The 21,228-nt window shown below is 64.4% G+C and carries 25 protein-coding genes and 1 pseudogene; 23 read left to right on the top strand and 3 right to left on the bottom strand.

All coding sequences use genetic code 11. From position 1 onward, the window contains the following. Positions 1–7 precede the first annotated feature (7 nt). Positions 8–1,321 (bottom strand): tRNA (N(6)-L-threonylcarbamoyladenosine(37)-C(2))-methylthiotransferase MtaB, encoded by a 1,314-nt coding sequence (gene mtaB / locus H9Q75_RS10765; RefSeq protein WP_186566975.1) that lies wholly within the window; start codon positions 1,319–1,321, stop codon positions 8–10. A 191-nt stretch (positions 1,322–1,512) separates the two neighbouring features. On the opposite strand from mtaB, the gene H9Q75_RS10760 reads away from it, so the two are divergent. The 23 genes and pseudogenes from H9Q75_RS10760 (at position 1,513) to H9Q75_RS10665 (ending at position 18,500) form a co-directional block, all read left to right on the top strand. Continuing rightward, positions 1,513–1,746 carry an HPr family phosphocarrier protein gene (locus H9Q75_RS10760; protein WP_186566973.1) on the top strand — a complete coding sequence of 78 codons (234 nt, stop codon included), beginning with the start codon at positions 1,513–1,515 and terminating at the stop codon, positions 1,744–1,746. A gap of 43 nt (positions 1,747–1,789) precedes the next feature. Beyond that, positions 1,790–2,374, top strand: coding sequence for a 5'-deoxynucleotidase (yfbR, locus tag H9Q75_RS10755; protein ID WP_186566971.1), 585 nt, complete (start codon positions 1,790–1,792; stop codon positions 2,372–2,374). Positions 2,375–2,406: 32 nt separating this feature from the next. After that, positions 2,407–2,676 (top strand): ACT domain-containing protein, encoded by a 270-nt coding sequence (locus tag H9Q75_RS10750; protein WP_186566969.1) that lies wholly within the window; start codon positions 2,407–2,409, stop codon positions 2,674–2,676. 374 nt (positions 2,677–3,050) lie between these two features. Next, positions 3,051–4,409, top strand: coding sequence for a PFL family protein (locus tag H9Q75_RS10745; protein ID WP_186566968.1), 1,359 nt, complete (start codon positions 3,051–3,053; stop codon positions 4,407–4,409). Positions 4,410–4,529: 120 nt separating this feature from the next. Further along, positions 4,530–4,997 (top strand): annotated as a pseudogene (locus H9Q75_RS12990) (iron-containing alcohol dehydrogenase); the annotation flags it as partial. Beyond that, a complete protein-coding gene (locus H9Q75_RS13020; RefSeq protein WP_480175513.1) occupies positions 4,980–5,579 on the top strand; it encodes a dehydroquinate synthase/iron-containing alcohol dehydrogenase family protein in 600 nt (199 codons plus the stop codon). The pseudogene H9Q75_RS12990 and the gene H9Q75_RS13020, both read left to right, overlap by 18 nt. Then, positions 5,579–7,009 carry an ethanolamine ammonia-lyase reactivating factor EutA gene (gene eutA, locus H9Q75_RS10735; RefSeq protein WP_186566964.1) on the top strand — a complete coding sequence of 477 codons (1,431 nt, stop codon included), beginning with the start codon at positions 5,579–5,581 and terminating at the stop codon, positions 7,007–7,009. Before H9Q75_RS13020 ends, eutA begins: the two co-directional genes overlap by 1 nt. A gap of 41 nt (positions 7,010–7,050) precedes the next feature. Beyond that, entirely contained in the window at positions 7,051–8,415 is a 1,365-nt protein-coding gene (locus H9Q75_RS10730) for an ethanolamine ammonia-lyase subunit EutB (protein ID WP_186566962.1), read from the top strand. A gap of 12 nt (positions 8,416–8,427) precedes the next feature. Next, positions 8,428–9,312 carry an ethanolamine ammonia-lyase subunit EutC gene (gene eutC, locus H9Q75_RS10725; RefSeq protein WP_186566952.1) on the top strand — a complete coding sequence of 295 codons (885 nt, stop codon included), beginning with the start codon at positions 8,428–8,430 and terminating at the stop codon, positions 9,310–9,312. A 13-nt stretch (positions 9,313–9,325) separates the two neighbouring features. Then, on the top strand, positions 9,326–9,979 hold the full coding sequence (gene eutL / locus H9Q75_RS10720; RefSeq protein ID WP_186566950.1) for an ethanolamine utilization microcompartment protein EutL: 654 nt from the start codon (positions 9,326–9,328) through the stop codon (positions 9,977–9,979). Between the two features lie 316 nt (positions 9,980–10,295). Beyond that, positions 10,296–11,765: an acetaldehyde dehydrogenase (acetylating) gene (locus H9Q75_RS10715; protein ID WP_186566948.1), complete on the top strand. Its 1,470-nt coding sequence runs from the start codon at positions 10,296–10,298 to the stop codon at positions 11,763–11,765. 374 nt (positions 11,766–12,139) lie between these two features. Beyond that, entirely contained in the window at positions 12,140–12,430 is a 291-nt protein-coding gene (gene eutM / locus H9Q75_RS10710) for an ethanolamine utilization microcompartment protein EutM (protein ID WP_186567210.1), read from the top strand. A gap of 3 nt (positions 12,431–12,433) precedes the next feature. After that, positions 12,434–13,189, top strand: coding sequence for an ATP-binding protein (locus H9Q75_RS10705; RefSeq protein WP_186566946.1), 756 nt, complete (start codon positions 12,434–12,436; stop codon positions 13,187–13,189). Next, on the top strand, positions 13,173–13,796 hold the full coding sequence (pduL, locus tag H9Q75_RS10700; RefSeq protein WP_186566944.1) for a phosphate propanoyltransferase: 624 nt from the start codon (positions 13,173–13,175) through the stop codon (positions 13,794–13,796). Before H9Q75_RS10705 ends, pduL begins: the two co-directional genes overlap by 17 nt. Then, a complete protein-coding gene (locus H9Q75_RS10695) occupies positions 13,793–14,065 on the top strand; it encodes a hypothetical protein (RefSeq protein ID WP_186566942.1) in 273 nt (90 codons plus the stop codon). Before pduL ends, H9Q75_RS10695 begins: the two co-directional genes overlap by 4 nt. Further along, positions 14,040–14,267, top strand: a complete 228-nt coding sequence (locus H9Q75_RS10690) for a EutN/CcmL family microcompartment protein (RefSeq protein WP_186566940.1) — start codon at positions 14,040–14,042, stop codon at positions 14,265–14,267. The genes H9Q75_RS10695 and H9Q75_RS10690 overlap by 26 nt, the downstream gene beginning before the upstream one ends. Before the next feature lie 130 nt (positions 14,268–14,397). Then, positions 14,398–15,480, top strand: coding sequence for an ethanolamine utilization protein EutH (eutH, locus tag H9Q75_RS10685; protein ID WP_186566938.1), 1,083 nt, complete (start codon positions 14,398–14,400; stop codon positions 15,478–15,480). Further along, positions 15,481–15,909 (top strand): cupin domain-containing protein, encoded by a 429-nt coding sequence (locus H9Q75_RS10680; protein ID WP_186566936.1) that lies wholly within the window; start codon positions 15,481–15,483, stop codon positions 15,907–15,909. It abuts the gene before it with no gap. Positions 15,910–15,914: 5 nt separating this feature from the next. Next, the gene (locus H9Q75_RS12820; protein ID WP_279287672.1) at positions 15,915–16,049 is read left to right on the top strand and encodes a hypothetical protein; all 135 of its coding nucleotides are present in this window, start codon (positions 15,915–15,917) and stop codon (positions 16,047–16,049) included. A gap of 11 nt (positions 16,050–16,060) precedes the next feature. After that, entirely contained in the window at positions 16,061–16,192 is a 132-nt protein-coding gene (locus tag H9Q75_RS12815; protein ID WP_279287671.1) for a hypothetical protein, read from the top strand. A gap of 124 nt (positions 16,193–16,316) precedes the next feature. Next, positions 16,317–16,769 carry a helix-turn-helix domain-containing protein gene (locus H9Q75_RS10675; protein ID WP_186566934.1) on the top strand — a complete coding sequence of 151 codons (453 nt, stop codon included), beginning with the start codon at positions 16,317–16,319 and terminating at the stop codon, positions 16,767–16,769. After that, complete coding sequence (locus tag H9Q75_RS10670; RefSeq protein WP_186566932.1) at positions 16,766–17,827, top strand: acyltransferase family protein; 1,062 nt, start codon at positions 16,766–16,768, stop codon at positions 17,825–17,827. The genes H9Q75_RS10675 and H9Q75_RS10670 overlap by 4 nt, the downstream gene beginning before the upstream one ends. A gap of 58 nt (positions 17,828–17,885) precedes the next feature. Next, positions 17,886–18,500 (top strand): single-stranded DNA-binding protein, encoded by a 615-nt coding sequence (locus H9Q75_RS10665; protein WP_243200801.1) that lies wholly within the window; start codon positions 17,886–17,888, stop codon positions 18,498–18,500. Positions 18,501–18,544: 44 nt separating this feature from the next. Here the strand turns inward: H9Q75_RS10665 and H9Q75_RS10660 are convergent, their stop codons facing one another. Continuing rightward, positions 18,545–19,762: a hypothetical protein gene (locus H9Q75_RS10660; protein ID WP_186566928.1), complete on the bottom strand. Its 1,218-nt coding sequence runs from the start codon at positions 19,760–19,762 to the stop codon at positions 18,545–18,547. Between the two features lie 6 nt (positions 19,763–19,768). Further along, entirely contained in the window at positions 19,769–21,019 is a 1,251-nt protein-coding gene (locus tag H9Q75_RS10655; RefSeq protein WP_186566926.1) for a hypothetical protein, read from the bottom strand. Positions 21,020–21,228 lie beyond the last annotated feature (209 nt).

Here is a 21,228-nt window from a genome sequence, read left to right as displayed (position 1 = left end):
GTTTTTGTTATGCTTCAGAATAGGGGCGGGAGAGAAGCTCCCCTACCAGGTGGTCTCCCTCCGCGGCGGAGATTTTGACCTGCCGGATCTGGTTGTGGAGCGACACGCCGGGGACGTACACCTCGGCGTAATTGGGGGCGTAGCCCCGCCAGAGGCCGTTTTTTTCCTCCTCAAAGAGCACGGGCAGGACCTGACCCACCCACTGCTCCAGGTAAGCCGTCCGAAGAGCCTCGGCCAGGCGGGCGGCCCGGTGGGCACGCTCTTCCTTCACCGCCCTGGGGACCTGGCCGGGCATGGCCGCCGCCGGGGTGCCCGGGCGGCGGGAGTAGGGGAAGATGTGCATGGCGGAGAAGGCGCAGCGCTCCACAAAGGCCAGGGTGGCGGAGAACTCCTCCTCCGTCTCGCCGGGGAAGCCCACGATCAGGTCGGTGGTGATGCCGGGGCGGTCAAAATGCGCCCGGAGCAGCGCGACGCTCTCCGCATACCGGGCGGCGTCATATTTCCGGTTCATCCGCTTCAGGGTGGCGTCGCAGCCGGACTGCAGGGACAGGTGGAACTGGGGGCACAGGTTGGGCAGGGCGGCCGCCCTGCGGCAGAATTCCTCCGTGATGGTGCGCGGCTCCAGGCTGCCCAGCCGCACCCGGCAGTCCGGGGCGGCGGCGCACAGGGCCTCCACCAGGTCGATGAGGCCTGCGCCGCTCTTCAGGTCCGCCCCCCAGGAGGAGATCTCGATGCCGGTGAGCACCAGCTCCCGATAGCCCTCCCCGGTCAGGCGGGCGGCCTCCCGGACCGCGCTGGCCAGGGGCAGGGAGCGAATGGGCCCCCGGGCGTAAGGGATGATACAGTAGGAGCAGAAGTTGACACACCCGTCCTCCACCTTGAGCATGGCCCGGGTGCGCCCCTCCAGCCCGCCGGCGGGCAGGGGCTCAAACTGCCGGCGCTTCAGGGCCTCGTCCACGTCCACCACCGGGGCGGCGGCGCGCGCCGATGCCAGGCGCTCCAGCGCGTCCAGAAACCCCATGCGGTCGTTGGTACCCATAATCAGGTCCACACCCAGAGCCTCTACCGCCGCCGGGTCGGTCTGGGCGTAGCAGCCGCACACCGCTACCACCGCCTCCGGACAGCGGCGGCGGGCCTGGCGGATGGTGTGGCGGGACTTTTTGTCGCTTACCGCCGTGACGGTGCAGGTGTTGACCACATAGGCGTCGGCAGGGCCGTCAAAGGGCACCAGGGCGTGCCCGCGCCGCTCCAGTTCCCGCTCCAGAGCCTGGGTTTCGTATTGGTTGACCTTGCAGCCAAGGGTGTAGATAGCAACTCGCATGTGGATTCCTCTTATATGATTTCTAAAATTGTGAAAAGGACTGAATTTCGGGAAAGTTTCCCGCTTGGCCATTGTATTTCCCGGCCGGGCTGATTATAATGAAACAACAGGCGGCGCCCTCTGCGCGCCCTGGCAACATTATAAGCAATCCGGTCGAACTTGTACAGACTGAATTCAGAAGGAGGTACTTTATGTCCCGTTTTATCGTGTCGCTGACCTCGGTGGACGAGGTAAAGCAGTTTGTAGATGCAGCCAGCCGCTGTGCCTGCGAGATTGACGTGCGCTCCGGCCGCTATGTGGTCAACGCCAAGTCCATTATGGGGCTGTTCTCCCTGGATCTGTCTCAGCCGGTGGAGGTGGAGGTCCTGGGGACCCAGGCGCAGGCAGACGCCTTTCAGGGGGACGTGGCCGCTTTTGTCCGCTGAGCCGCCGTCCGGAAACGCACACAAACCGAAGGAGGACCGCGGAATGCCCGAGGGATACCATTTCTACGCCTACCTGTCCCGGATGCGGTATATCAACCGCTGGGGACTGATGCGCAATACCGTCCAGGAAAACATTCAGGAGCACTCCCACATGGTGGCCGTGCTGGCCCACGCCCTGGCGGTCATCCGCCGCGAGGTGTTTGGAAAGCCCGCCGACCCCGGCCTGGCGGCGGCCGCCGCCCTGTTCCACGACGCGCCGGAGATCCTCACCGGAGATCTGCCCACGCCGGTGAAGTACTACAATCCGGAGATCCGCGACGCCTATAAGCAGGTGGAGGCCTTCTCCGCGCAGAAGCTGCTGGGCATGCTGCCCGAGCACCTGCGCCCCGCCTATGAGCCGCTGATGAGCGAGGACTACGACCCGTCCACCCGGGAGCTGGTGAAGGCAGCGGATAAGCTCTCCGCCTACCTCAAATGCGTGGAGGAGGTCAAGGCGGGCAACAACGAGTTCCGCCAGGCCGCAGAGCAGACCAGGCAGGCCCTGGAGGCCTCCGACCTGCCCGAGGTGGCCTATTTTATGGAGCACTTCCTGCCCAGCTTCAGCCTTACCTTGGATGAACTCAGATAAGAAAACGCATTGTGACAAAAGGAGAGAATGCAATGAGAGCGATCGTGACTGTACTGGGAAAGGACCGGGTGGGCATCATGTCCGCGGTATGCACCCTGCTGGCCGAGCACAACGTCAATGTGCTGGACATCAGCCAGACCATCCTGCAGGGCTACTTCACCATGGTCATGCTGGTGGACGTGAGCGCCGGTGACATGCCCTTCGCCGACCTGGCCGGCCTGCTGGAGCAGGAGGGGAAAGCCCGCGACCTGTCCATCCACGCACAGAGAGAGGATATTTTTAACGCCATGCACCGGATCTGAGGGCTGCTGCCGCCCCTCGGCGTGTAAAAGGCAAGACTTGTAGGCAACTGCCTCTGCGCAGTACAGACGGGCCGTCGCCGGCACCGTGCGCCGTGTTCAGGTTTGGCAGCCATACGGCTCAGCCGCGAGACGCGCTTCAATGGGGGCTGCCAGGCCGATTCCCCGCCAGGGAAGGCGGCTGAGCCGCCGAAGGAACCGCCTGGGCCGCCCTGACGGGCATGCCGACCAATAGAAGGCAAGGGCGTCAGATGAACGGTGGGCTTTTTCTTTGGAATCCAAAACCATTTCTTTTTGGCCAGTCAAAAAGAAGTGGTTTTGACCCCCGGCGGGAGCCGCCAAGGACATCCCCAAAGACCCACAGGGAGGATCAAACCATGATCAACACCAACGAAATTCTAGATACCATCCGTATGATCGACCAGCAGCACCTGGACATCCGCACCATCACCATGGGCATCTCCCTGCTGGACTGCGCGGACGCAGACCCCAAGGCCGCCTGCCGCAAGATCTACGACAAGATCACCCGCCGGGCGGACAAGCTGGTGGCCACCGGAGAGGCCATTGAGCGAGAGTTCGGTATCCCCATCGTCAATAAGCGTATCTCCGTGACCCCCATGGCCCTGGTGGCCGGGGCCAGCGAGACGGCGGACTATGTACCCTTCGCCAGGGCCATGGACGAGGCGGCCAGGGCGGTGGGGGTGAACTTTATCGGCGGCTTTTCTGCCCTGGTGCAGAAGGGGGCCACCCCGGCCGACCAGAGGCTCATCGCCTCCATCCCGGAGGCGCTGGCCGACACGCAGGTGGTGTGTGCCTCGGTCAACGTGGGCACCACCCGGGCGGGCATCAACATGGACGCGGTGGCGGAAATGGGCCGGGTCATCAAGAGCGCGGCGGAGCGTACCGCCGGCCGGGGCGGCTTTGCCTGCGCCAAGCTGGTGGTATTCTGCAACGCGGTGGAGGACAACCCTTTTATGGCCGGCGCCTTCCACGGCGTGGGCGAGGGGGACTGCGTCATCAATGTGGGGGTGTCCGGCCCCGGCGTGGTGCACCACGCGCTCCAGGCGGTGAAGGGCCAGCCCTTTGACGTGGTGGCTGAGACCATCAAAAAGACCGCCTTCCGGGTGACCCGCATGGGCCAGCTGGTGGCCCAGGAGGCCTCCCGCCGGCTGGGCGTGCCCTTCGGCATTGTGGACCTGAGCCTGGCCCCAACCCCCGCCGTGGGGGACTCCGTGGCCCGCATCCTGGAGGAGATGGGCCTGGAGGTGTGCGGCACCCACGGCACCACCGCCGCCCTGGCGCTTCTGAACGACGCGGTGAAGAAAGGGGGCGTCATGGCCTCCTCCCACGTGGGCGGACTGTCTGGCGCGTTTATCCCGGTGAGCGAGGACGAGGGCATGATTGCCGCGGCCGCCTCCGGCGCCCTCTGCCTGGACAAGCTGGAGGCCATGACCTGCGTGTGTTCCGTGGGCCTGGATATGATCGCCGTGCCCGGGGACACCAGCGCTGAGACCATCTCCGCCATCATCGCCGACGAGGCGGCCATCGGCATGGTCAACTCCAAAACCACGGCCGTGCGTATTATCCCCGCCCCCGGCTGTAAGGTGGGAGACACGGTGGAGTTCGGCGGCCTGCTGGGCTCCGCCCCGGTGATGCCCGTCCACCCCTTCTCCAGCGACGCCTTCGTGGCCCGGGGCGGTCGGATTCCCGCGCCCCTGCAGAGCCTGAAGAACTAAAGTTCAAAGCCATAAGCAAGCCACGGCGCACTTTGTGCGCCGTGGCTTGCTTTTTATCTGCATAATTGATTTCCAACCCTGCCATACTATCGCCATCAAGGAAAAAACAGGGGGCGGCATATGGAGACCTTTTGCCTGAAACCCAGGATTTATTTTGGTTCGGACGCGCTGGGAGCCCTGGAGGCGCTGGCGGGGAAGCGGGTGCTGGTGGTCACCGACGGCTTTCTGGCCAAGTCCGGACTGCTGGACAAGCTCAAAGGGGCGCTGAGGGGCTGCACCGTGGAGGTGTTCGACCAGGTGATCCCGGACCCGCCCCTGGAGCTGGTGGCCCGGGGGGTGCACACCCTAGAGAGTGCGCAGCCGGAGGCCATGGTGGCTTTCGGCGGCGGCTCTCCCCTGGACTGCGCCAAGGCAATGCGGTATTTTTCCGCCCGGCCGGAACTGCCCTTCTGGGCGGTGCCCACCACGGCGGGGACCGGGTCGGAGGTCACTTCCTTTGCCGTGCTCACCGACCAGGAGAAGGGTGTGAAGTATCCCCTGGTGGATGACGCACTCCTCCCCGACGCGGCAGTGCTGGACGCCTCCCTTCTGGCCGGGGTGCCCCCCGCGGTGACCGCGGACACGGGAATGGACGTGCTCGCCCACGCGGCCGAGGGCTATGTGGCCAGGCGGGCCAGCCCCTTCAGCGACGCACTGGCGGAGCATGCCTTTGCCCTGGCCTGGCAGGCCCTGCCCGCCGCTGTGGCGGGGGACCTGGAGGCGCGGGCGAAGATGCTGCTGGCCTCCTGCCTGGCCGGCATGGCCTTCAATTCCGCCGGACTGGGCATCTGTCACGGCCTGGCCCACAGCCTGGGCGGACGGGTGCACATGCCCCACGGCCGGCTCAACGCCATGCTGCTGCCCCACGTGATCCGCTTCAATGCCAAGGAGGGGGAGGCGGCGAAAAAGTACGGCAGGCTCTCCCAGCTGTGCGGCCGCCCAGGCACGGCCCGGGCGCTGGCCTCCGGGCTGGTCCGCCTGCGGGAGAGCCTGGGCATGCCCGCCCGGCTGACCGAGTCCGTAGACCGCCCGGCGGCCGCCCGGACGGCCTTAGCCGACCGCTGCACCCCGGACAACCCCAGGGCCGCCGCCGCCGCCGAGCTGGAGACCCTGCTGCGGGAGGTGGTCTGATGGCAGAGGAGCTGCTCTCGGTAGGCATTGATATCGGCACCTCCACTACCCAGCTGGTGATCTCACGGCTCACTCTGGAGAACCGGGCTAATCCCTTTTCCGTACCCCGCATCTCCATTGCCAAGCGGGAGGTGTGCTACCGCAGCGGCATTCACTTTACGCCTCTGCGCTCCGACACGGTGATTGACGCGGAGGGTGTGCGGGCCATTGTGGCGGAGGAGTATGAAAAGTCCGGCTTCAGCAGGGAGGACGTGAGCACCGGCGCGGTCATCATCACCGGTGAGACCGCCCGAAAGGAAAACGCCCGAGAGGTGCTGCGCGCCCTGTCGGCCTTTGCCGGGGACTTTGTGGTGGCCACGGCGGGACCTGACCTGGAGTCCATCCTGGCCGCCCGGGGGGCTGGCGCCGACGAATACGCCCGGGAAAATCATTGCAAGGTATTACACTTTGATATCGGCGGAGGAACATCCAACCTGTCCCTGTACGACCGGGGAGAGCTGGCCGCCACTGGCTGCCTGAATGTGGGCGGACGGCTGATCAAGCTGGAGCGGGAGAGCGGAGCAGTCACCTATGTCTCTCCGGTACTCCGCCGCCTGGGGGAGCGGGGCTGGTGTCCGGTCCCCGCCGTGGGGGAACGGGTGGGGCCGGAGGAGCTGGCCCCTGTGGTTCAGATCATGGTGGAGGCCTTGGAGCAGGCTGCCCTTCTGCGGCCGGGCACCGACCGGCTGGAGCACTTCAAAACCGAAGGCACCCGATGGGAGCCGGTTCAGGCTCCGGTCCTCTCCTTCTCCGGCGGCGTGGCCGACTGCATCTACGACCCTCAGGGGGACTGGCGGGCCTATGGGGACATCGGTGTTCTGTTGGGCCGGGCCATCCGGGACTCGGCGGCCTTCCGGTCCGTCCGGCTGCGGAGGGGGGCGGAGACCATCCGGGCCACCGTGGTGGGGGCGGGCAGCCACTCTACCGATCTGTCCGGCTCCACCATTTTCTACCGGGGGGTGGAGTTCCCGCTGAAAAACCTGCCCATCCTCAAGCTCACCGAGGAGGAGGAGCGGGGGAGCGCCGCCGATCTGGAGGGGGCGCTCCGGGCCAAGCTGGGGTGGTTTGCCGACGAGGGGGGGCTGACCCAGACCGCCCTGGCCCTGCGGGGGAGCAAAAACCCGGAGTACCGGCGGGTAAAGGAGCTGGCCCAGGGGGTGTGCCGCGGACTGGAGCCCCTGTGTCAGGAAGGCTTTTTCCCTGTGCTTGTGGTGGAGGCTGACATGGCCAAGGTGCTGGGTCAGGCCATGGCTCCCCTGCTGGAGGGTCCGCTGCTGTGTTTGGACGGGGTGGGCGTGGACAACGGCGATTACATCGACGTGGGTGCGCCTATTGCAAACGGAGCGGTATTACCAGTTGTTATTAAAACGCTTGTATTCAACAAAGGGTAAAATGGGCGGCAGGGCCGCACGCTTTGTAAGGAGCTGATCATTTGATACTCAAAACCAAGCTGCTGGGACATGTCTATGAGTTCAAGTCTGTCAAGGACGTCCTGGCCAAGGCCAATGAGGAGAAGTCGGGAGACCGGCTGGCGGGCATCGCCGCCGAGAATGCCGAGGAGCGGGTGGCCGCCAAGGTGGTGGTGGCCAACCTGACCCTGGCCGACCTGCGCAATCACCCGGCCGTCCCCTATGAGGAGGACGAGGTCACCCGTATCATTCAGGACGACGTGAACGAAAAAATCTATGGCGAGATCAAGGGATGGACCGTGGCCGAGCTGCGGGAGTGGCTGCTGGACGAAAAAAACGACGGGGCGGCTATCCGGCGGATCAGCCGGGGGCTGACGGCGGAGATGATTGCCGCCGTGGCCAAGCTAATGAGTAACATGGACCTGATCTACGCGGCCAAAAAGATTACGGTTACCGCCCACTGCAACACCACCATCGGCGAGCCTGGCACCCTGTCCTGCCGCCTCCAGCCCAACCATCCCACCGACGACCCGGACGGCATCATGGCCAGCCTGCTGGAGGGACTGACCTACGGCGCCGGGGACGCGGTGCTGGGCCTCAACCCGGTGGATGACAGCGTGGAGAGCGTGCGGCGGGTGCTGGACCGCTTCCAGGAGATCAAGAAGCGCTGGTCCATCCCCACCCAGATCTGCGTGCTGGCGCATGTGACCACCCAGATGGAGGCAGTGCGCCAGGGCGCGCCCTGTGATCTGATTTTTCAGTCCATCGCGGGCAGCCAGAAGGGCAACGAGGCCTTTGGCCTGGACGGCAAGCTCATTGAGGAGGCCCGTCAGCTGGCGTTGCGGGAGGGTACCGCCCAGGGACCCAATGTGATGTACTTTGAGACCGGCCAGGGCTCCGAGCTGTCCAGCGAAGCCCACCACGGGGCCGACCAAGTGGTCATGGAGGCCCGCTGCTACGGCTTTGCCAAGCGGTTCCAGCCCTTCCTGGTGAACACAGTGGTGGGCTTTATCGGGCCGGAGTACCTGTATAACTCCAAACAGGTGATTCGGGCGGGCCTGGAGGACCACTTCATGGGCAAGCTCACCGGCATTCCCATGGGTTGCGATGCCTGCTACACTAACCATATGAAGGCAGACCAGAATGATATTGAGGATCTGGCCGTGCTGCTGACCACCGCCGGGTGCAATTATTTCATGGGGATTCCCCACGGGGATGACGTGATGCTCAACTACCAGACCACCGGCTTCCACGAGACGGCGGCGCTGCGTGAGATGTTCGGCCTGACCGCCATCGCCCCCTTCCAGCGATGGCTGGAGGACATGGGCTTTGTCCGGGACAATAAGCTGACGGAATTAGCGGGTGATGCGTCCATCTTACTGGCATAGGGGGGAAAGTAAATGAATGAAAAAGAATTGCGCGCTCTGGTGGAGCGCATGGTGGCCGAACTGGCCGGACAGGCCCCCACACCCCAGGTGAAGGGGGCGGACTATCACCCCACCCAGCCGGAGGGGACTAATACGGGCTGCCTGGACGATATTTCCGAGATTGACCTGAGGCAGCAGTATCTGGTACCCAACCCGCGCAACGGGGCGGCCTTTCAGGATCTCAAGCGCAAAACCCCAGCCCGTATCGGAGTAGGCCGGGCGGGTGCGCGGTATAAGACAATTACAATGCTGCGGGTGCGCGCCGACCATGCGGCGGCCCAGGATTCGGTTTTTTCCCATGTGGACGAGGCGTTTGTGGATCAGAACGGCTGGGTATTCTGCCAGACCCTCTGCGCGGACAAGGATGAGTATCTGACCAGGCCTGACCGGGGCCGCCGCTTTGACGAGCAGAACCAGCAGATCATCAAGAATACCTTCGGGGTCAGTCCCAAAGTGGCCCTGGTGGTGGGGGACGGGCTTTCCTCTGCAGCCATCGAGGCCAATGCGCCCGACTGCATGGAGGCCATTCGGGCCGGACTGGAGGGCTACGGAATCCAGCCGGGCAAGGTGCTCTTTGTCAAGTACTGTCGGGTGGGTGCGTCGGACCACATCGGCGAGCTGACAGGAGCAGAGGTGGTGTGCATGCTGGTGGGAGAGCGCCCCGGCTTGGTGACCGCGGAGTCCATGTCTGCCTACGTCACATATAAGCCCTATCTGGGTATTCCCGAGTCCAAGCGCACCGTCATCTCCAATATCCACCGCCAGGGCACCACCGCCGTAGAGGCGGGCGCCCACGTGGCGGAGCTGATTAAAACCATGCTGGAGAAAAAGGCATCCGGCATTGACCTGAAGCTGTAAGGAGGGGAAAGGTATGACAGGCGATTTAATCCCTGCAAAGGTACTCTCCACCCATACGATTGCCAATGTCAGTGATACACTGGCCCAAAAATTGGGGCTGCCGGAGCAGTACCGCTCCATCGGTATCATCACCGCGGACAGCGACGACGTGACCTACTGCGCCCTGGACGAGGCCACAAAGGCCGCTGCGGTGGAGGTGGTGTACGGCAGGAGCCTCTACGCCGGCGCGGCCAACGCATCCACCAAGCTGGCCGGCGAAGTTATCGGCATCCTGGCCGGACCCAATCCGGCAGAGGTGCAGTCCGGCCTGCGGGCCTGTACGGCGTTTCTGGAGAGCGGCGTGGGCTTCCGCTCGGCCAACGAGGACGATTCCATCGTCTATTTTGCCCACACGGTCTCCCGCACGGGCACCTACCTGTCCAAGACCGCCGGGGTAAAGGAGGGCGAGGCCCTGGCCTATCTCATCGCGCCCCCTATGGAGGCGGTGGTGGGGCTGGACGAGGCCCTGAAGGCCAGCGACGTGGAGCTGGTAGCCCTCTTTGAGCCGCCCAGTGAGACCAACTTCGGCGGCGGCCTGCTCACCGGAACCCAGTCCGCCTGCAACGCGGCGGCGGCCGCCTTTGCGGAAGCGGTGAGGGCGGTGGCTCAGCGGCCCCGGGAGGTATGACCGGCCGTCCGCCGCGCGAGCGGAAGCGAGCCGCGCCGTAAGGCGCGTCCAAGGATTTGACCGAGGGCAAACCCTTGCCGCAGGGCGAATTCACTTCGCCCGAGGATGCAGGAAAATGGGGCCCCCGCCCGGCGGAAGCCGGGTGGGGAGCGCGGCCGCCTTTGCGGAAGCGGTGAGGGCGGTGGCTCATCGTCCCCGGGAGGTATGAGGCGCGTCGATTTTCTGCGGAAGCTCCCTGCCGCTGCGCGGCAGGATACGTGCCCGCAGGGCGCGATGCCCCCTCCGCTCTTTGGGGGGGTGGAAACGGAGGTATTCTATGGAACTGGACAAAGACTTAAGATCCATCCAGGAGGTGCGCGGCCTCATCGCCCAGGCGCGGCGGGCCCAGAGCGTGCTGGAGCGCATGAGCCAGGCAGACCTGGACAAAATAACAGCGGCCATCTCAGCCGCGGCGGCGGATCACGCCCGGCGGCTGGGGGACATGGCAGTGGAGGAGACTGGCTTCGGCCGTCCGGCGGATAAGGAGCTGAAAAACCGCTTTGCCGCCCTGACCCTCTACGACGCCATCAAGGACGAGCGCACCCACGGCATCCTGGCGGAGAACCGGGAGAAGCGCACCATTGACGTGGGGGTGCCGGTGGGTATCGTGGCGGGGCTGGTGCCCTCCACCAACCCCACCTCCACGGTGATTTACAAGGCCATGATCTGTATGAAGGCGGGCAACCCCATCATTTTTTCCCCCCATCCCAGCGCGGTAAACTGTATTCTGGAGACCGTAAATGTGGTCCGCCGGGCGGCGGAGAGCGCCGGGGCCCCGGCGGGGGCCATCGGGTGCATCACGACCCCCACCCTGGAGGCCACCAACGAGCTGATGCGGCACGACCATACCCGGCTGATCCTGGCGACTGGTGGCGGGGCCATGGTCAAAGCAGCCTATTCCTCCGGCACGCCGGCCATCGGCGTGGGGGCAGGCAACGGTCCGGCCTATATCCACAAAAGCGCGGACGTGGCCCTGGCGGTAAAGCGTATTCTGGACTCCAAGACCTTTGACAACGGAACGGTATGCGCCAGCGAGCAGTCCATTGTGGTCACCCGGGAGATGGACCAGGCGGTGACGGCGGAGCTTCAGCGGCAGGGGGCGTGGATCCTGCCCGACGGGGAGCACCGCAAGCTGTCCAAATTCATCCTGCGCGCCAACGGCACGATGAACCCGGCCATTGTGGGCAAATCCGTGGAGACTGTGGCCAAGCTGGCCGGGCTGGAGGGGATGCCCCCGGGGGCCCGGGTGCTGGTGGCCCGGGAGACCGGCGTGGGCCGGGGCTATCCCTATTCCAACGAGAAGCTGGGTCTCATCCTGGCTTACTACGTGGAGGAGGATGAGGCCGCGGTGCTCCGCCGCTGTGTGGAGATCCTGGAGTGGGAGGGGGCGGGCCACACCTTCTCCATCCACAGCGAGGAGGAGAATGTGGTGCGCCGCTTTGCGCAGGAGGTGCCTGCCAGCCGGGTGCTGGTGAACACCCCCTCCGCCCTGGGAGGCATCGGGGCCACCACCTGCCTGTTCCCCGCCCTCACCCTGGGGTGCGGGGCCGTGGGCGGCTCCTCCAGTTCCAACAACATCGGCCCGCTGGACCTGATCAACATCAAACGGGTGGCCTGGGGCGTGCGGGAGATTGAGGAGCTGCGCGCCGGGGCGTCCTCCGCACCCTTTGAGCCCGGGCGGCCCGGACTGGACACCGCCGGACTGGAGGCACTGGTAGAGCAGATCCTGAGGAGGCTGAACGTATGAGCGAGGTCAATGCAGACGGTGTGCTCCTCAACCCCCATGAGGCCATTCTCCAGGAGGTGCAGGCCCTGTCCAACGCCCTGATGGCGGAGGCGCCGGAAGGCCTGGAGGACGATATGGAACACGAGGTTTACGCCGCCAATGGGGCGCCGGCAGGCCGGGTAGGGGGCGCGCCCCACATCCCTACCGCCACCGCCGCGCCGGTGGGGGAGCACCGCCCCTCGGGGACCGGGCTGTCCGCGCAGACACAAAAGCCGGCGCGCAGGCGCGCGGCCGGCAGCACAAAACAAAAAAACAGCGGGGAGACCCTCCCCGCGTCAATCGCCTCAGGCGATGGCTTCTCCCGGGAGAAGCCCAATGAGAAAGGAGAGATTCGCATGGCAAACACAAACGCGCTGGGTATGGTGGAGACCAGGGGCCTGGTAGGGGCAATTGAGGCCGCGGACGCCATGGTAAAGGCGGCTAACGTCCAGCTGGTAGGCAAGGAGCAGGTGGGCGGCGGCCTGGTGACCGTCATGGTCCGGGGCGACGTGGGCGCCGTCAAGGCGGCCACCGACGCGGGCGCCGCGGCTGCCGAGAAGGTGGGGGAGCTCATCTCCGTCCACGTCATTCCCCGCCCCCACGCCGAGGTGGACGGTATCCTGCCCCACGCCAGGAGCGAGGGCTAAGCCATGGCCCTGCTCACCCTGGAGGATGTGCGTGCCATGTCCAACAACGGCACCCGGGGGCCCGTGGTGGTGCGCCGGGACCAGGTGCTCGCCCCCGGGGCCAGGGACTACCTGCAGGAACACCGGGTGGAGGTGGTCTATCCACAGGGAAAGCCGGAGGAAACGTCCGGAAAGCCCGGCGGCTCCGGCGGGGCGGCCCCGGCCAAATACCGCACCCTCTTTGGTGCGCAGCTGAACGAGAAGCCCGAGCACATGACCCACCTGAAGGGCAATGTGCTGGTATTCAAGGATCACCCCCGCATCGCCTTTCGGGGCATGATCGACCTGCTGGAGGCGGAGATCCTGCTCGCCCAGCAGGCCGCTGCAGAGGAGGGATACCGAACGCTGACGGAGGAGCTGGAGGAGGTACTCTCCTTTGTACGGCGGAATATTCGCTTCGATGTGCTGGACGAGCCGGTGGGTGAGGTGCGCCTGTGCGGCTATACCCCGGAGCAGCTGAGGGAGTATTCCCACTATCCGGAGAAACACTTCGGCCAGCCCCATTTCCTAGTCCATTACAGCGACGGCCCCGCCCTGCTGGCAGTGAACAAGGTGCGCACTGTGGTACGCAGGACTGAGCTGGCGGCCTATGGGGCCTTCCGGGACGCGGACGGCAATGTGGCGCGGGAGGATATCATTCTGGGTCTGAACCGGCTGTCCTCCCTGCTATGGATTATGATGATTAAGCTGAAGGCGGGAAAATATGAACGCAGTAAATAGCATAGATATACCGCGCCTGGCAGAGCGGCTGATTGCCCGCCTGACTCTTGAGATCGAGGCCAGCGGACGGCATATCCACCTTAGCCGGGCCGATGTGGAGGCGCTCTTCGGTACGGGCTACCAACTCAACCGGGTCAAGGATCTGTCCCAGCCCGGGCAGTTCGTGTGTGCCGAGCGGGTGACCCTTGCCGGGCCCAAGGGAGAGCTGCGCAACGTGGTGGTTCTGGGGCCTGAGCGGCCTGAGAGCCAGGCGGAGATCTCCCTGACCGACGCGGTGGTCCTGGGCGTGCGCCCCCCGGTGCGCATCTCTGGGGAGATCGCGGACACGCCGGCCGTCACCGTCCGTCGGGGGGACCGGACCATCACCCTCCCCCGGGGGCTGATCACGGCCAAGCGGCACATCCACATGACCCCGGAGGATGCGGCGCGCTTCGGCTTAGCGGACAAGCAGAATGTGCGCCTGAAGTGTTTCACCACCCGCCCGCTGGTGTTCGGGGACGTGGAGGTGCGGGTTTCCCCCAAATTCGCCACCGTGGTGCACATCGACTACGACGAGGCCAACGCCTGCGGATTTCAGAAGGGCGACCGGGGTATGATCTTGGTTTGAACTGTGAGTGGAGAGGCCGCACCCTGTATATCACCTGGCTGCCAGTGGCCTCCATGGGGCGGCTGGCGGCCTGCGCGCCGCATACGGCGCAGGAGCAGGAGGTACTGGCGGCCCTGCTGGCCGGGGCGCGGGTGTGCATGGGCCGGGAGGCCCTGGAGTACCGGCGCTACCGGCGCAGCGCGCCCATGGGCATCTATCAGAAATGCGCCGGCCTGGAGCGGCGTCTGCGGGAGATGGGGATTTGTGTTACTAGGACAGGTTATCGATAAGGTCTGGGCGACCAAAAAATCCCCGGCCCTGACCGGGCAGGCCTTCCTCACGGTGGAGGTGGACGGCCGGACCATGGTGTGCGCCGACTGCGTGGGGGCGGGCGAGGGGGAAACGGTACTTGTGGCCACCGGCGGAGCGGCCCGGGTGGCGGCGGGAGGACAGATCCCCATCGACGCCGCCATTATCGGAATTATAGATTAAGTCCGGGGGAGGCGCGTTGTTCTCCCTGGCGGCAAAGCCGCCACTCCGCCAGCGGCGGCATACAACAGCGAGCTTTTTGCCTGGAAAGACCTTTGTCCGTTCCAGGCAGTGAAAGAAAGGGGACATGCAAGTGTCCATTAATGAGATCATTGTATACCTGATGGTCCTCTTTATGGCTCTGGGAGCCATTGACCGGATCATCGGCAATCGCTTCGGCCTGGGTGAAAAATTTGAAGAGGGCATTCTGGCCATGGGCAGCCTGGCTCTGGCCATGGTGGGTATCATCTGCCTGGCCCCGGTGCTGGCCAGCCTGCTACGGCCGGTGGTCGTGCCGGTATATCAGTTTCTGGGGGCCGACCCGGCCATGTTTGCGGGCACCATTCTGGCCAACGACATGGGCGGCGCGCCTCTGGCGCAGGAGCTGGCCCTGACCAGGGAGGCCGGGCAGTTCGGCGGACTCATTGTAGGCTCCATGCTGGGCCCCACCATCGTCTTTACCATCCCCGTGGGCCTGGGCATCATCAAGGCCGAGGACCGGCCCTGCCTGGCCACTGGTGTGCTGGCCGGGGTCATCACCATCCCCATCGGGGGATTTGTGGGCGGCCTGGCTGCCGGATTTCCCATCGGCATGGTGCTGCGCAATCTGGTACCCATTGTGCTCATCGCCGTGCTGATCGCCCTGGGCCTGTGGCGCATTCCAAACGGTATGGTCAAAGGCTTTCAGGTATTTGGCAGGATTATTGTCATCATCATTACCATCGGCCTGGCCGCCGCCATTATCCAAAAGCTCACACCCCTGACCCTCATTCCGGGGATGAACCCCATTGAGGAGGGTGTAGCCATCGTGGGGGACATTGCCGTAGTGCTGGCCGGGGCCTTCCCCCTGGTGTTTGTTATCACCAAGGTGTTCAAGCGGCCCCTGATGAAGCTGGGCCACGTGTTGGGCATGAACGATATTGCCGCCGCGGGACTGGTGGCAACCCTGGCCAACAACATCCCCATGTTCCAGATGATGCACGACATGGACCGGCGGGGCAAGATCATCAACGTGGCTTTCGCAGTCTCCGCCGCGTTTGTGTTCGGGGACCACCTGGGTTTTACCGCGGGGTTTGACGCGGATATGATTTTCCCCATGATTGTGGGCAAGCTGGTGGGCGGCATTACCGCCGTGGCGGTGGCCATGCTCCTCACCCGGAAGGAGGCGCGGGGATAAATGGATACCAAAGGCCTGGAGGCGCTGGTGCGCCAAATCATTTTGGAGACCCTGGGAGGCCCCTCTCACGGAGTGCGGGCGGTTCCGGTTCCCGCTCTGAGCGTCGCCGAGGAGCACCGCATGGACACGGGGAATCCCGCCCACCGGGTGTACACCCGGGATCTGTTTTCCCTGGAGCAGTCCCCCCGCCTGGGCGCGGGCATTATGGAGATGACCGACACCACCTTTCCGTGGACGCTGAACTACGACGAGATGGACTACGTGGTCAGCGGCCGGCTGGAGGTGCTCATCGGCGGAGAGAAAATCTCTGCCGGGCCAGGGGAGGTCCTGTTTATCCCCAAAGGAAGCTCCATCGAGTTTTCCGTCACCGGACACGCCCGGTTTTTATACTTTGTCTATCCCGCCGATTGGCAGAATCAAAAGGAGTGAGTACCATGCCCAAGGACAGCCAGCCGGACAACAAACAGGCGCGCAGGCGCAAGTGCAACGGACAGACCCCCATCACAAGAGAAAATCAGAATCAGGGACCCAATGAGAAAAAGCACTCCGCCCCCAACAACGACGTGTGAGAGGTATTACCATGGCGAAACAGGGTATGAAGCGGCCCTCACGCACCCACGTGAAGCCCCGTAATGAGGCTCCTCCGGTGCCGGAGCTCCAGGGCAAGGCCAAAACCACCAAGGAAAAGGCCAAGCCCATCACCGAGCCGTAAGACAGAGGCGGCCGCCCGAAGGGCGGCCGCCTCTGTCAACTAAAGTGAACAAAAATTGCTCGCATCAGTTGGTTGCGGAAGAGCAAAAAAGCGCTATACTGAAGGGGATGGAGGTGGGAAAGGTATGAAAAGTGTGAATTTGAGCCGGAACCTCAAGGCGCTGCGGCAGTATAACCGATTCTCCCTGGAGGAGGTGGCCGGGCGGATCGGCGTGTCCCGGCAGGCGGTGGGCAAGTGGGAGAACGGCGAGAGCACGCCGGACATCGCCAACTGCGCCGCCTTGGCGGAGCTCTACGGCGTCACTCTGGACGCACTGGTCCGCCATAGCCAGGAGGATACCGGACTCCCCATACCCCCGGAGGGGCGGCATATGTTCGGGGTGGTCACGATGGGGGAGCGAGGGCAGATCGTCATTCCCAAAAAGGCCCGGGAGATCTTTCGCCTGTCCCCCGGCGACACCCTGCTGGTGCTGGGGGACGAGCGGGTGGGGTCCCGGGGCTTGGCCCTGGTGGACCCTCAGGTGTTTTTTGCCCAGATGGATCAGGCCTTGGGGCACAGAAAAGGAGGGGACACATGAGACGGGCTTACATAGACAATCTGCGCAGCGCTATTGTGCTGCTGGTGGTGCTACACCACGCCTGCTTGGTCTTTGCCGGCAGCGGGGCCGTGCTCAATGTCCAGGGGCCGCCCCTGCCCGTTCTGGATGGGGTGGGGCTGCTGCTCTACCCGTGGCTAATGCCCCTGATGTTTCTGCTGGCGGGCATGTCCGCCCGGTATGCCCTGGAAAAACGTACCCTACGGCAGTTCCGGGCCGACCGGGTCAGACGGCTGCTCCTCCCCCTGCTGGGGGCGCTGGCGTGCTTCGCCTGGCCCCTGGTCGCATTGACCTTCCATGTGATGGGGGGAAGCGTAGGGGAGATGATCGCCTATTTTCCCCAGCCCGGGATTGCCCTTTTCTTTCTGGCGCTCATGGGTATGGGGCCCCAGTGGTTTCTGCTGGAGCTCTTCCTGTTTTCCATGGTCCTCCCGGTCGCCCGCCGGCTGGACGCGGGGGGAAGGCTGACCGGACTGGCCCGCCGGGCGGGGCCGCCCGCCTGGGCGGTATTTTGGCTGGTGTACTGGGCGGGCTCCGCCTTCGGCAATCTGGGCAACCGGGAGGCGCTCAATCTGCTCATGCTTTTGCTGGGGTATTTTGTCTTTGCCCAACAGGAGGTAATAGACCGGCTGGAGCGGCTGGCCCCGGCGTTTATTGCCGCCGCCGCGGCGCTGGGCGGGGCGGTGACGCTGTATTTTTGGGGAGTCTCCTGTGTGGCCGCAGAATTTTTGACCCATCCGCTCACCACCGCCTACGGCTGGTGCGCCTGTCTGGCTCTGCTCTCCGGCTTTCGCCGCTGGTGCGGCGGCTCCGGGGCGGCGTCCCGGTTCTGGCGGGCGCGGAGCTTTGCCGTATACCAGTTCCACTACCTGGCAATGATGGTCACGGCCTGGATCGTGACAGAGGTGCGCCCTCTGCCCGCAGCCGCGGCCTTCCCCGCGGTGCTCCTGCTGCCCGTGGGGGTCTCCCTGCTGTTCTATGAAGGAATTTCCCGCATCCCGGGTCTGCGGACCCTTTTTGCCCTGCGCCGCCCGTCATAAGGGGGGACGGGCCCGCATATACATGCCACATATTACCGAATACGGAGTGTGGATGGATATGCAAACAGGCTGGAACGAAAATCGGGCGCTGCTGCGAGGGGTGGCCGCCGCCCCGCCCGTCTTTTCCCACGCAAACCATGGAGTGAGCTACGAGACCTTCCCCCTGTCCGTACTCCGGCTGTCCGGGCAGCGGGATACGGTGAATGTGGTGGCTTCCCGGGAACTGCTGGCAGAGTGTCCGGCGGAGGAGGGAAAGGAGCTGGAGGTGGAGGGGGAGGTGCGCTCTTTCAACAATAAGAGCGGACACGGCAGCCGCCTGGTCATTACCCTTTACGCCAGAGCCCTGCGGCCGGGCGATGGGGAGCCGATCAATGATCTGACCCTGGCCGGGGTGCTCTGCAAGCCGCCGGTGCTCCGCCGCACGCCCTTGGGCCGGGACATCTGCGACCTGATGCTGGCAGTGAACCGAAGGTACGGCCGCGCGGATTACCTGCCCTGCATCGCCTGGGGCACCCTGGCCCGGCGATGCGGCGCGCTGGAGGTGGGAGACGGGGTGCGCATCGCCGGCCGCCTCCAGAGCCGGGGCTATACCAAGGTGGAAAACGGCGTGTCCTATGAAAAAACCGCCTACGAGGTCTCAGTCATGCAGCTGGAGGCGGTGGAAGACGCATAAATAAGAGGGCCGCGGCAATGCCGCGGCCCTCTGAACGCTGTGGATCAGTCCGCCAAAAGCTCCTGGGTCTCCTTGACAAAGGTCTCATTGGTGTGGGGACGGTCGTAGAGCAGGCGGAAGAACGCACTCCGCTTGTCCTTGGGCACCTTCTCGTACCAGTCGTGGATCATCCAGTGGCCGTAGTAGTAGCAGGGATAGTAGTACTGCTGCACCCGGTCGGTGAAGAAGCGGAAGCTGTTCTCCGCCTCCACCTGGTTGTAGATACCTGTGGAGAGCATGAAGGCCACGACCTCGTCGTGGCTGGCCCCCTCCACGTGGTAGCGGTAGCAGGCCTGGGTCTGCAGAATGCGCTGCAGGTCCAAAATATCCCGGCCAATGGCGAAGGTGCGCTTCTCCTCGTCGGTGATCTCGGGGGTGTTCTCGTCAAAGTCGTCCCAGCCCAGGAAGTGCAGACCGGTGTCGGGAGAGCCCTCAAACATGCAGTTGGCGGGGTTGCCGGCGGTGGAGTAGTAGGCACCCTCCAGGGGCAGCAGGCCCTTGCGGTACAAGTCGTCCCAGTGGCTGTAGAAGGCTTGGTGGCCGGGGTAGCCCTCGTGGCAGAGAATGTTGCCGAAGGTGGGCAGGCTCCAGGGCCGGTCAATGTTGAAGCTCAGGTCGCCGCGGAAATCATCGATGTAGCGGGAATAGCCGCTCCAGAACATGCCGCGGACGGTGTTGACCGCGTCCACGCCGTCGGCAGGGTTCAGCTGGACCACCAGGCGCTCGGTGGCCTCCTTGGCCTTGCCCAGGAACTGCATGGCCACGTTGCCCACCTGATCGGGCTCGATGGCGGTGTTCTTCAGAAAGGCGCTCACCTGGTCACCTACAGTGCCGGTGTAGCCCAGCTTGCCCAGGGCCTCGCCGATGCGGGCGGCCAGGGTGTCGTAGTCGCTCTGGGGGATCGGGGCCAGGTCTACCTGCTGCATGACCTTGATGGCCTCCTTGTAGGGAATCTTGTCCCCCTCCAGGGTGCGGGCGTACATGGCGAAGGCGTCTACCATGCCGTTGATGTACAGCTCCTCCCGGCCGCCCAGGCCGGCGACTTCCGATTTGACTTTCATGGCAGCGTCGTATATCTCACGGGGGGTCTTTAAGGTGGCGGGGATGTGGCCGTAGTTGGCCAGCATGGTGGGGGCGCTGCCCCGGGCCACGTCAATGGCGTTGATGCTGCCGACGATGTCCACAATCGCCTCGCCCACGCCTTCTTTTGCATAGCGCATCATAACAAATTAACTCCTCTCTGTTTCAAATGGCTCAAAGCCGGCGCCCAGGGCCTGGGTAACGGCCTTGATAAAGGTGCTGTTGGTATGGGGGTTGTCATAGAGCAGATGGAAGAACTCAGCCCGCCGCTCCCTGGGGAAACGGACGTAGGCGTTGTGCACCAGCCAGCGGCCGTAGAAATAGCTGGGGTAATAGGTGCGGCGGGTGGCGTCGGTGAAGAAGCGGTAGGCACTGGCCGCCTCAGAGGGCTGGAACAGGCCGCTGGACATCATGTAGGCTTCCGCCTCGTCCTTGCCCATGCCCTCCAGGTTGACATAGTGGCAGCCATTCTGCTGGTACATCCGCTGCAGGTCCAGGATCTTCCGGCCGGCCAGAAACTGCCGCTTCTGGGCGTCGTCGATCTCCGGGGTGTCCTCGCTCAGATCGTCCCAGCCCAGGAAGTGCAGGGCGTTCTCCGGCGTGCCCTCAAACAGGGCGTTGGTGGGGGTGTTCTTCACATAGTAGGCGGCCTCCAGAGGCAGCTCGCCCTGCTGGAACAGCACGTCCCAGTGGCAGTAAAAGGCGTGATGGCCGGGATAGCCCTCATGGCAGAGCACGTTGGCGAAGGTGGGCAGGCTCCAGGGCCGGTCGATGTTAAAGCTCAGCTTGCCCTTATAATGCCCCAGATAGGCGGAATTTCCACTGTAGATCACATTGCGCACGCCCTGAATATCGTCAATGCCGTCCCCGTCGGGCAGGGGGAGCACCTTGGCCCGGCAGGCGCCCTGACAGCGGCTGAGGAAGGCCTTGGTGGTGGGCACCACATCCTCCGCCGCCAGCACATGGTCGTCCAGGAAGGCCATGGCCTTCTCCGGCGCGGTAGCCTGCCGGTAACCCATCTCGTACAGGTCCCGGTCCAGGGAGGCGGACAGGGCATCCATCTGCTCCCGGGTGATGACTCTGGAGACCACCTGCTGCATGTCGGCGATCTGCCGGTCATAGGGGACAGCGTCCCCCTGCATGACCCGGACAATCATCTTGAAGCCGGGCAGCATGGCCTCCAGATAGTCCCGTGCGTGCCCGTGGGGCAGCTGGGAGACCGCCTTTTCCGTGTCGCACAGGGCGTCCCAGATCTCCTGCAGAGAGTTCAGGGTGCCCACTTTGGCCCGGTAGTCGGCCAGTACCAGGTCACAGCCGTAGATCGCCTGGGTCTGTTTGTTCAGACTGCTTACTGCATTTTGAAAGCGGTCGCCCGCTTCCTCAGGCAGCCAACGCATCATAGCGATTCGCTCCTTTTTTTCTTCGGTGATACTGCAAACGGACGGAGACGGCGACATGCCGTCTCCGTCCGCGCGGATACAGGATAAAACTCAGCCGATGGCGATAATGGGGTCGCCCGCATTGATGGGGAGGGAGGAGATGACATAGAGCATCACGCCGTCGCAGGGGGCAAAGTACTCGCCCAGCACGTTGGTGAAGTAGTCACGGA

This window comes from Lawsonibacter celer, assembly GCF_014281125.1.
Lineage (GTDB): Bacteria > Bacillota > Clostridia > Oscillospirales > Oscillospiraceae > Lawsonibacter_B > Lawsonibacter_B celer.
The sequence above is the reverse complement of the archived record's forward strand: the minus strand, read 5'-3'. Positions and strand labels throughout refer to the sequence as shown.

Excerpts from the sequence above, each read along its gene's own strand:
- mtaB (WP_186566975.1), bottom strand. The coding sequence starts at position 1,321 with ATGCGAGTTGCTATCTACACCCTTGGCTGCAAGGTCAACCAATACGAA.
- H9Q75_RS10760 (WP_186566973.1), top strand. The coding sequence starts at position 1,513 with ATGTCCCGTTTTATCGTGTCGCTGACCTCGGTGGACGAGGTAAAGCAG.
- yfbR (WP_186566971.1), top strand. The coding sequence starts at position 1,790 with ATGCCCGAGGGATACCATTTCTACGCCTACCTGTCCCGGATGCGGTAT.
- H9Q75_RS10750 (WP_186566969.1), top strand. The coding sequence starts at position 2,407 with ATGAGAGCGATCGTGACTGTACTGGGAAAGGACCGGGTGGGCATCATG.
- H9Q75_RS10745 (WP_186566968.1), top strand. The coding sequence starts at position 3,051 with ATGATCAACACCAACGAAATTCTAGATACCATCCGTATGATCGACCAG.
- eutA (WP_186566964.1), top strand. The coding sequence starts at position 5,579 with ATGGCAGAGGAGCTGCTCTCGGTAGGCATTGATATCGGCACCTCCACT.
- eutC (WP_186566952.1), top strand. The coding sequence starts at position 8,428 with ATGAATGAAAAAGAATTGCGCGCTCTGGTGGAGCGCATGGTGGCCGAA.
- eutL (WP_186566950.1), top strand. The coding sequence starts at position 9,326 with ATGACAGGCGATTTAATCCCTGCAAAGGTACTCTCCACCCATACGATT.
- H9Q75_RS10715 (WP_186566948.1), top strand. The coding sequence starts at position 10,296 with ATGGAACTGGACAAAGACTTAAGATCCATCCAGGAGGTGCGCGGCCTC.
- eutM (WP_186567210.1), top strand. The coding sequence starts at position 12,140 with ATGGCAAACACAAACGCGCTGGGTATGGTGGAGACCAGGGGCCTGGTA.
- H9Q75_RS10705 (WP_186566946.1), top strand. The coding sequence starts at position 12,434 with ATGGCCCTGCTCACCCTGGAGGATGTGCGTGCCATGTCCAACAACGGC.
- pduL (WP_186566944.1), top strand. The coding sequence starts at position 13,173 with ATGAACGCAGTAAATAGCATAGATATACCGCGCCTGGCAGAGCGGCTG.
- H9Q75_RS10680 (WP_186566936.1), top strand. The coding sequence starts at position 15,481 with ATGGATACCAAAGGCCTGGAGGCGCTGGTGCGCCAAATCATTTTGGAG.
- H9Q75_RS12820 (WP_279287672.1), top strand. The coding sequence starts at position 15,915 with ATGCCCAAGGACAGCCAGCCGGACAACAAACAGGCGCGCAGGCGCAAG.
- H9Q75_RS12815 (WP_279287671.1), top strand. The coding sequence starts at position 16,061 with ATGGCGAAACAGGGTATGAAGCGGCCCTCACGCACCCACGTGAAGCCC.
- H9Q75_RS10675 (WP_186566934.1), top strand. The coding sequence starts at position 16,317 with ATGAAAAGTGTGAATTTGAGCCGGAACCTCAAGGCGCTGCGGCAGTAT.
- H9Q75_RS10670 (WP_186566932.1), top strand. The coding sequence starts at position 16,766 with ATGAGACGGGCTTACATAGACAATCTGCGCAGCGCTATTGTGCTGCTG.
- H9Q75_RS10665 (WP_243200801.1), top strand. The coding sequence starts at position 17,886 with ATGCAAACAGGCTGGAACGAAAATCGGGCGCTGCTGCGAGGGGTGGCC.
- H9Q75_RS10660 (WP_186566928.1), bottom strand. The coding sequence starts at position 19,762 with ATGATGCGCTATGCAAAAGAAGGCGTGGGCGAGGCGATTGTGGACATC.
- H9Q75_RS10655 (WP_186566926.1), bottom strand. The coding sequence starts at position 21,019 with ATGATGCGTTGGCTGCCTGAGGAAGCGGGCGACCGCTTTCAAAATGCA.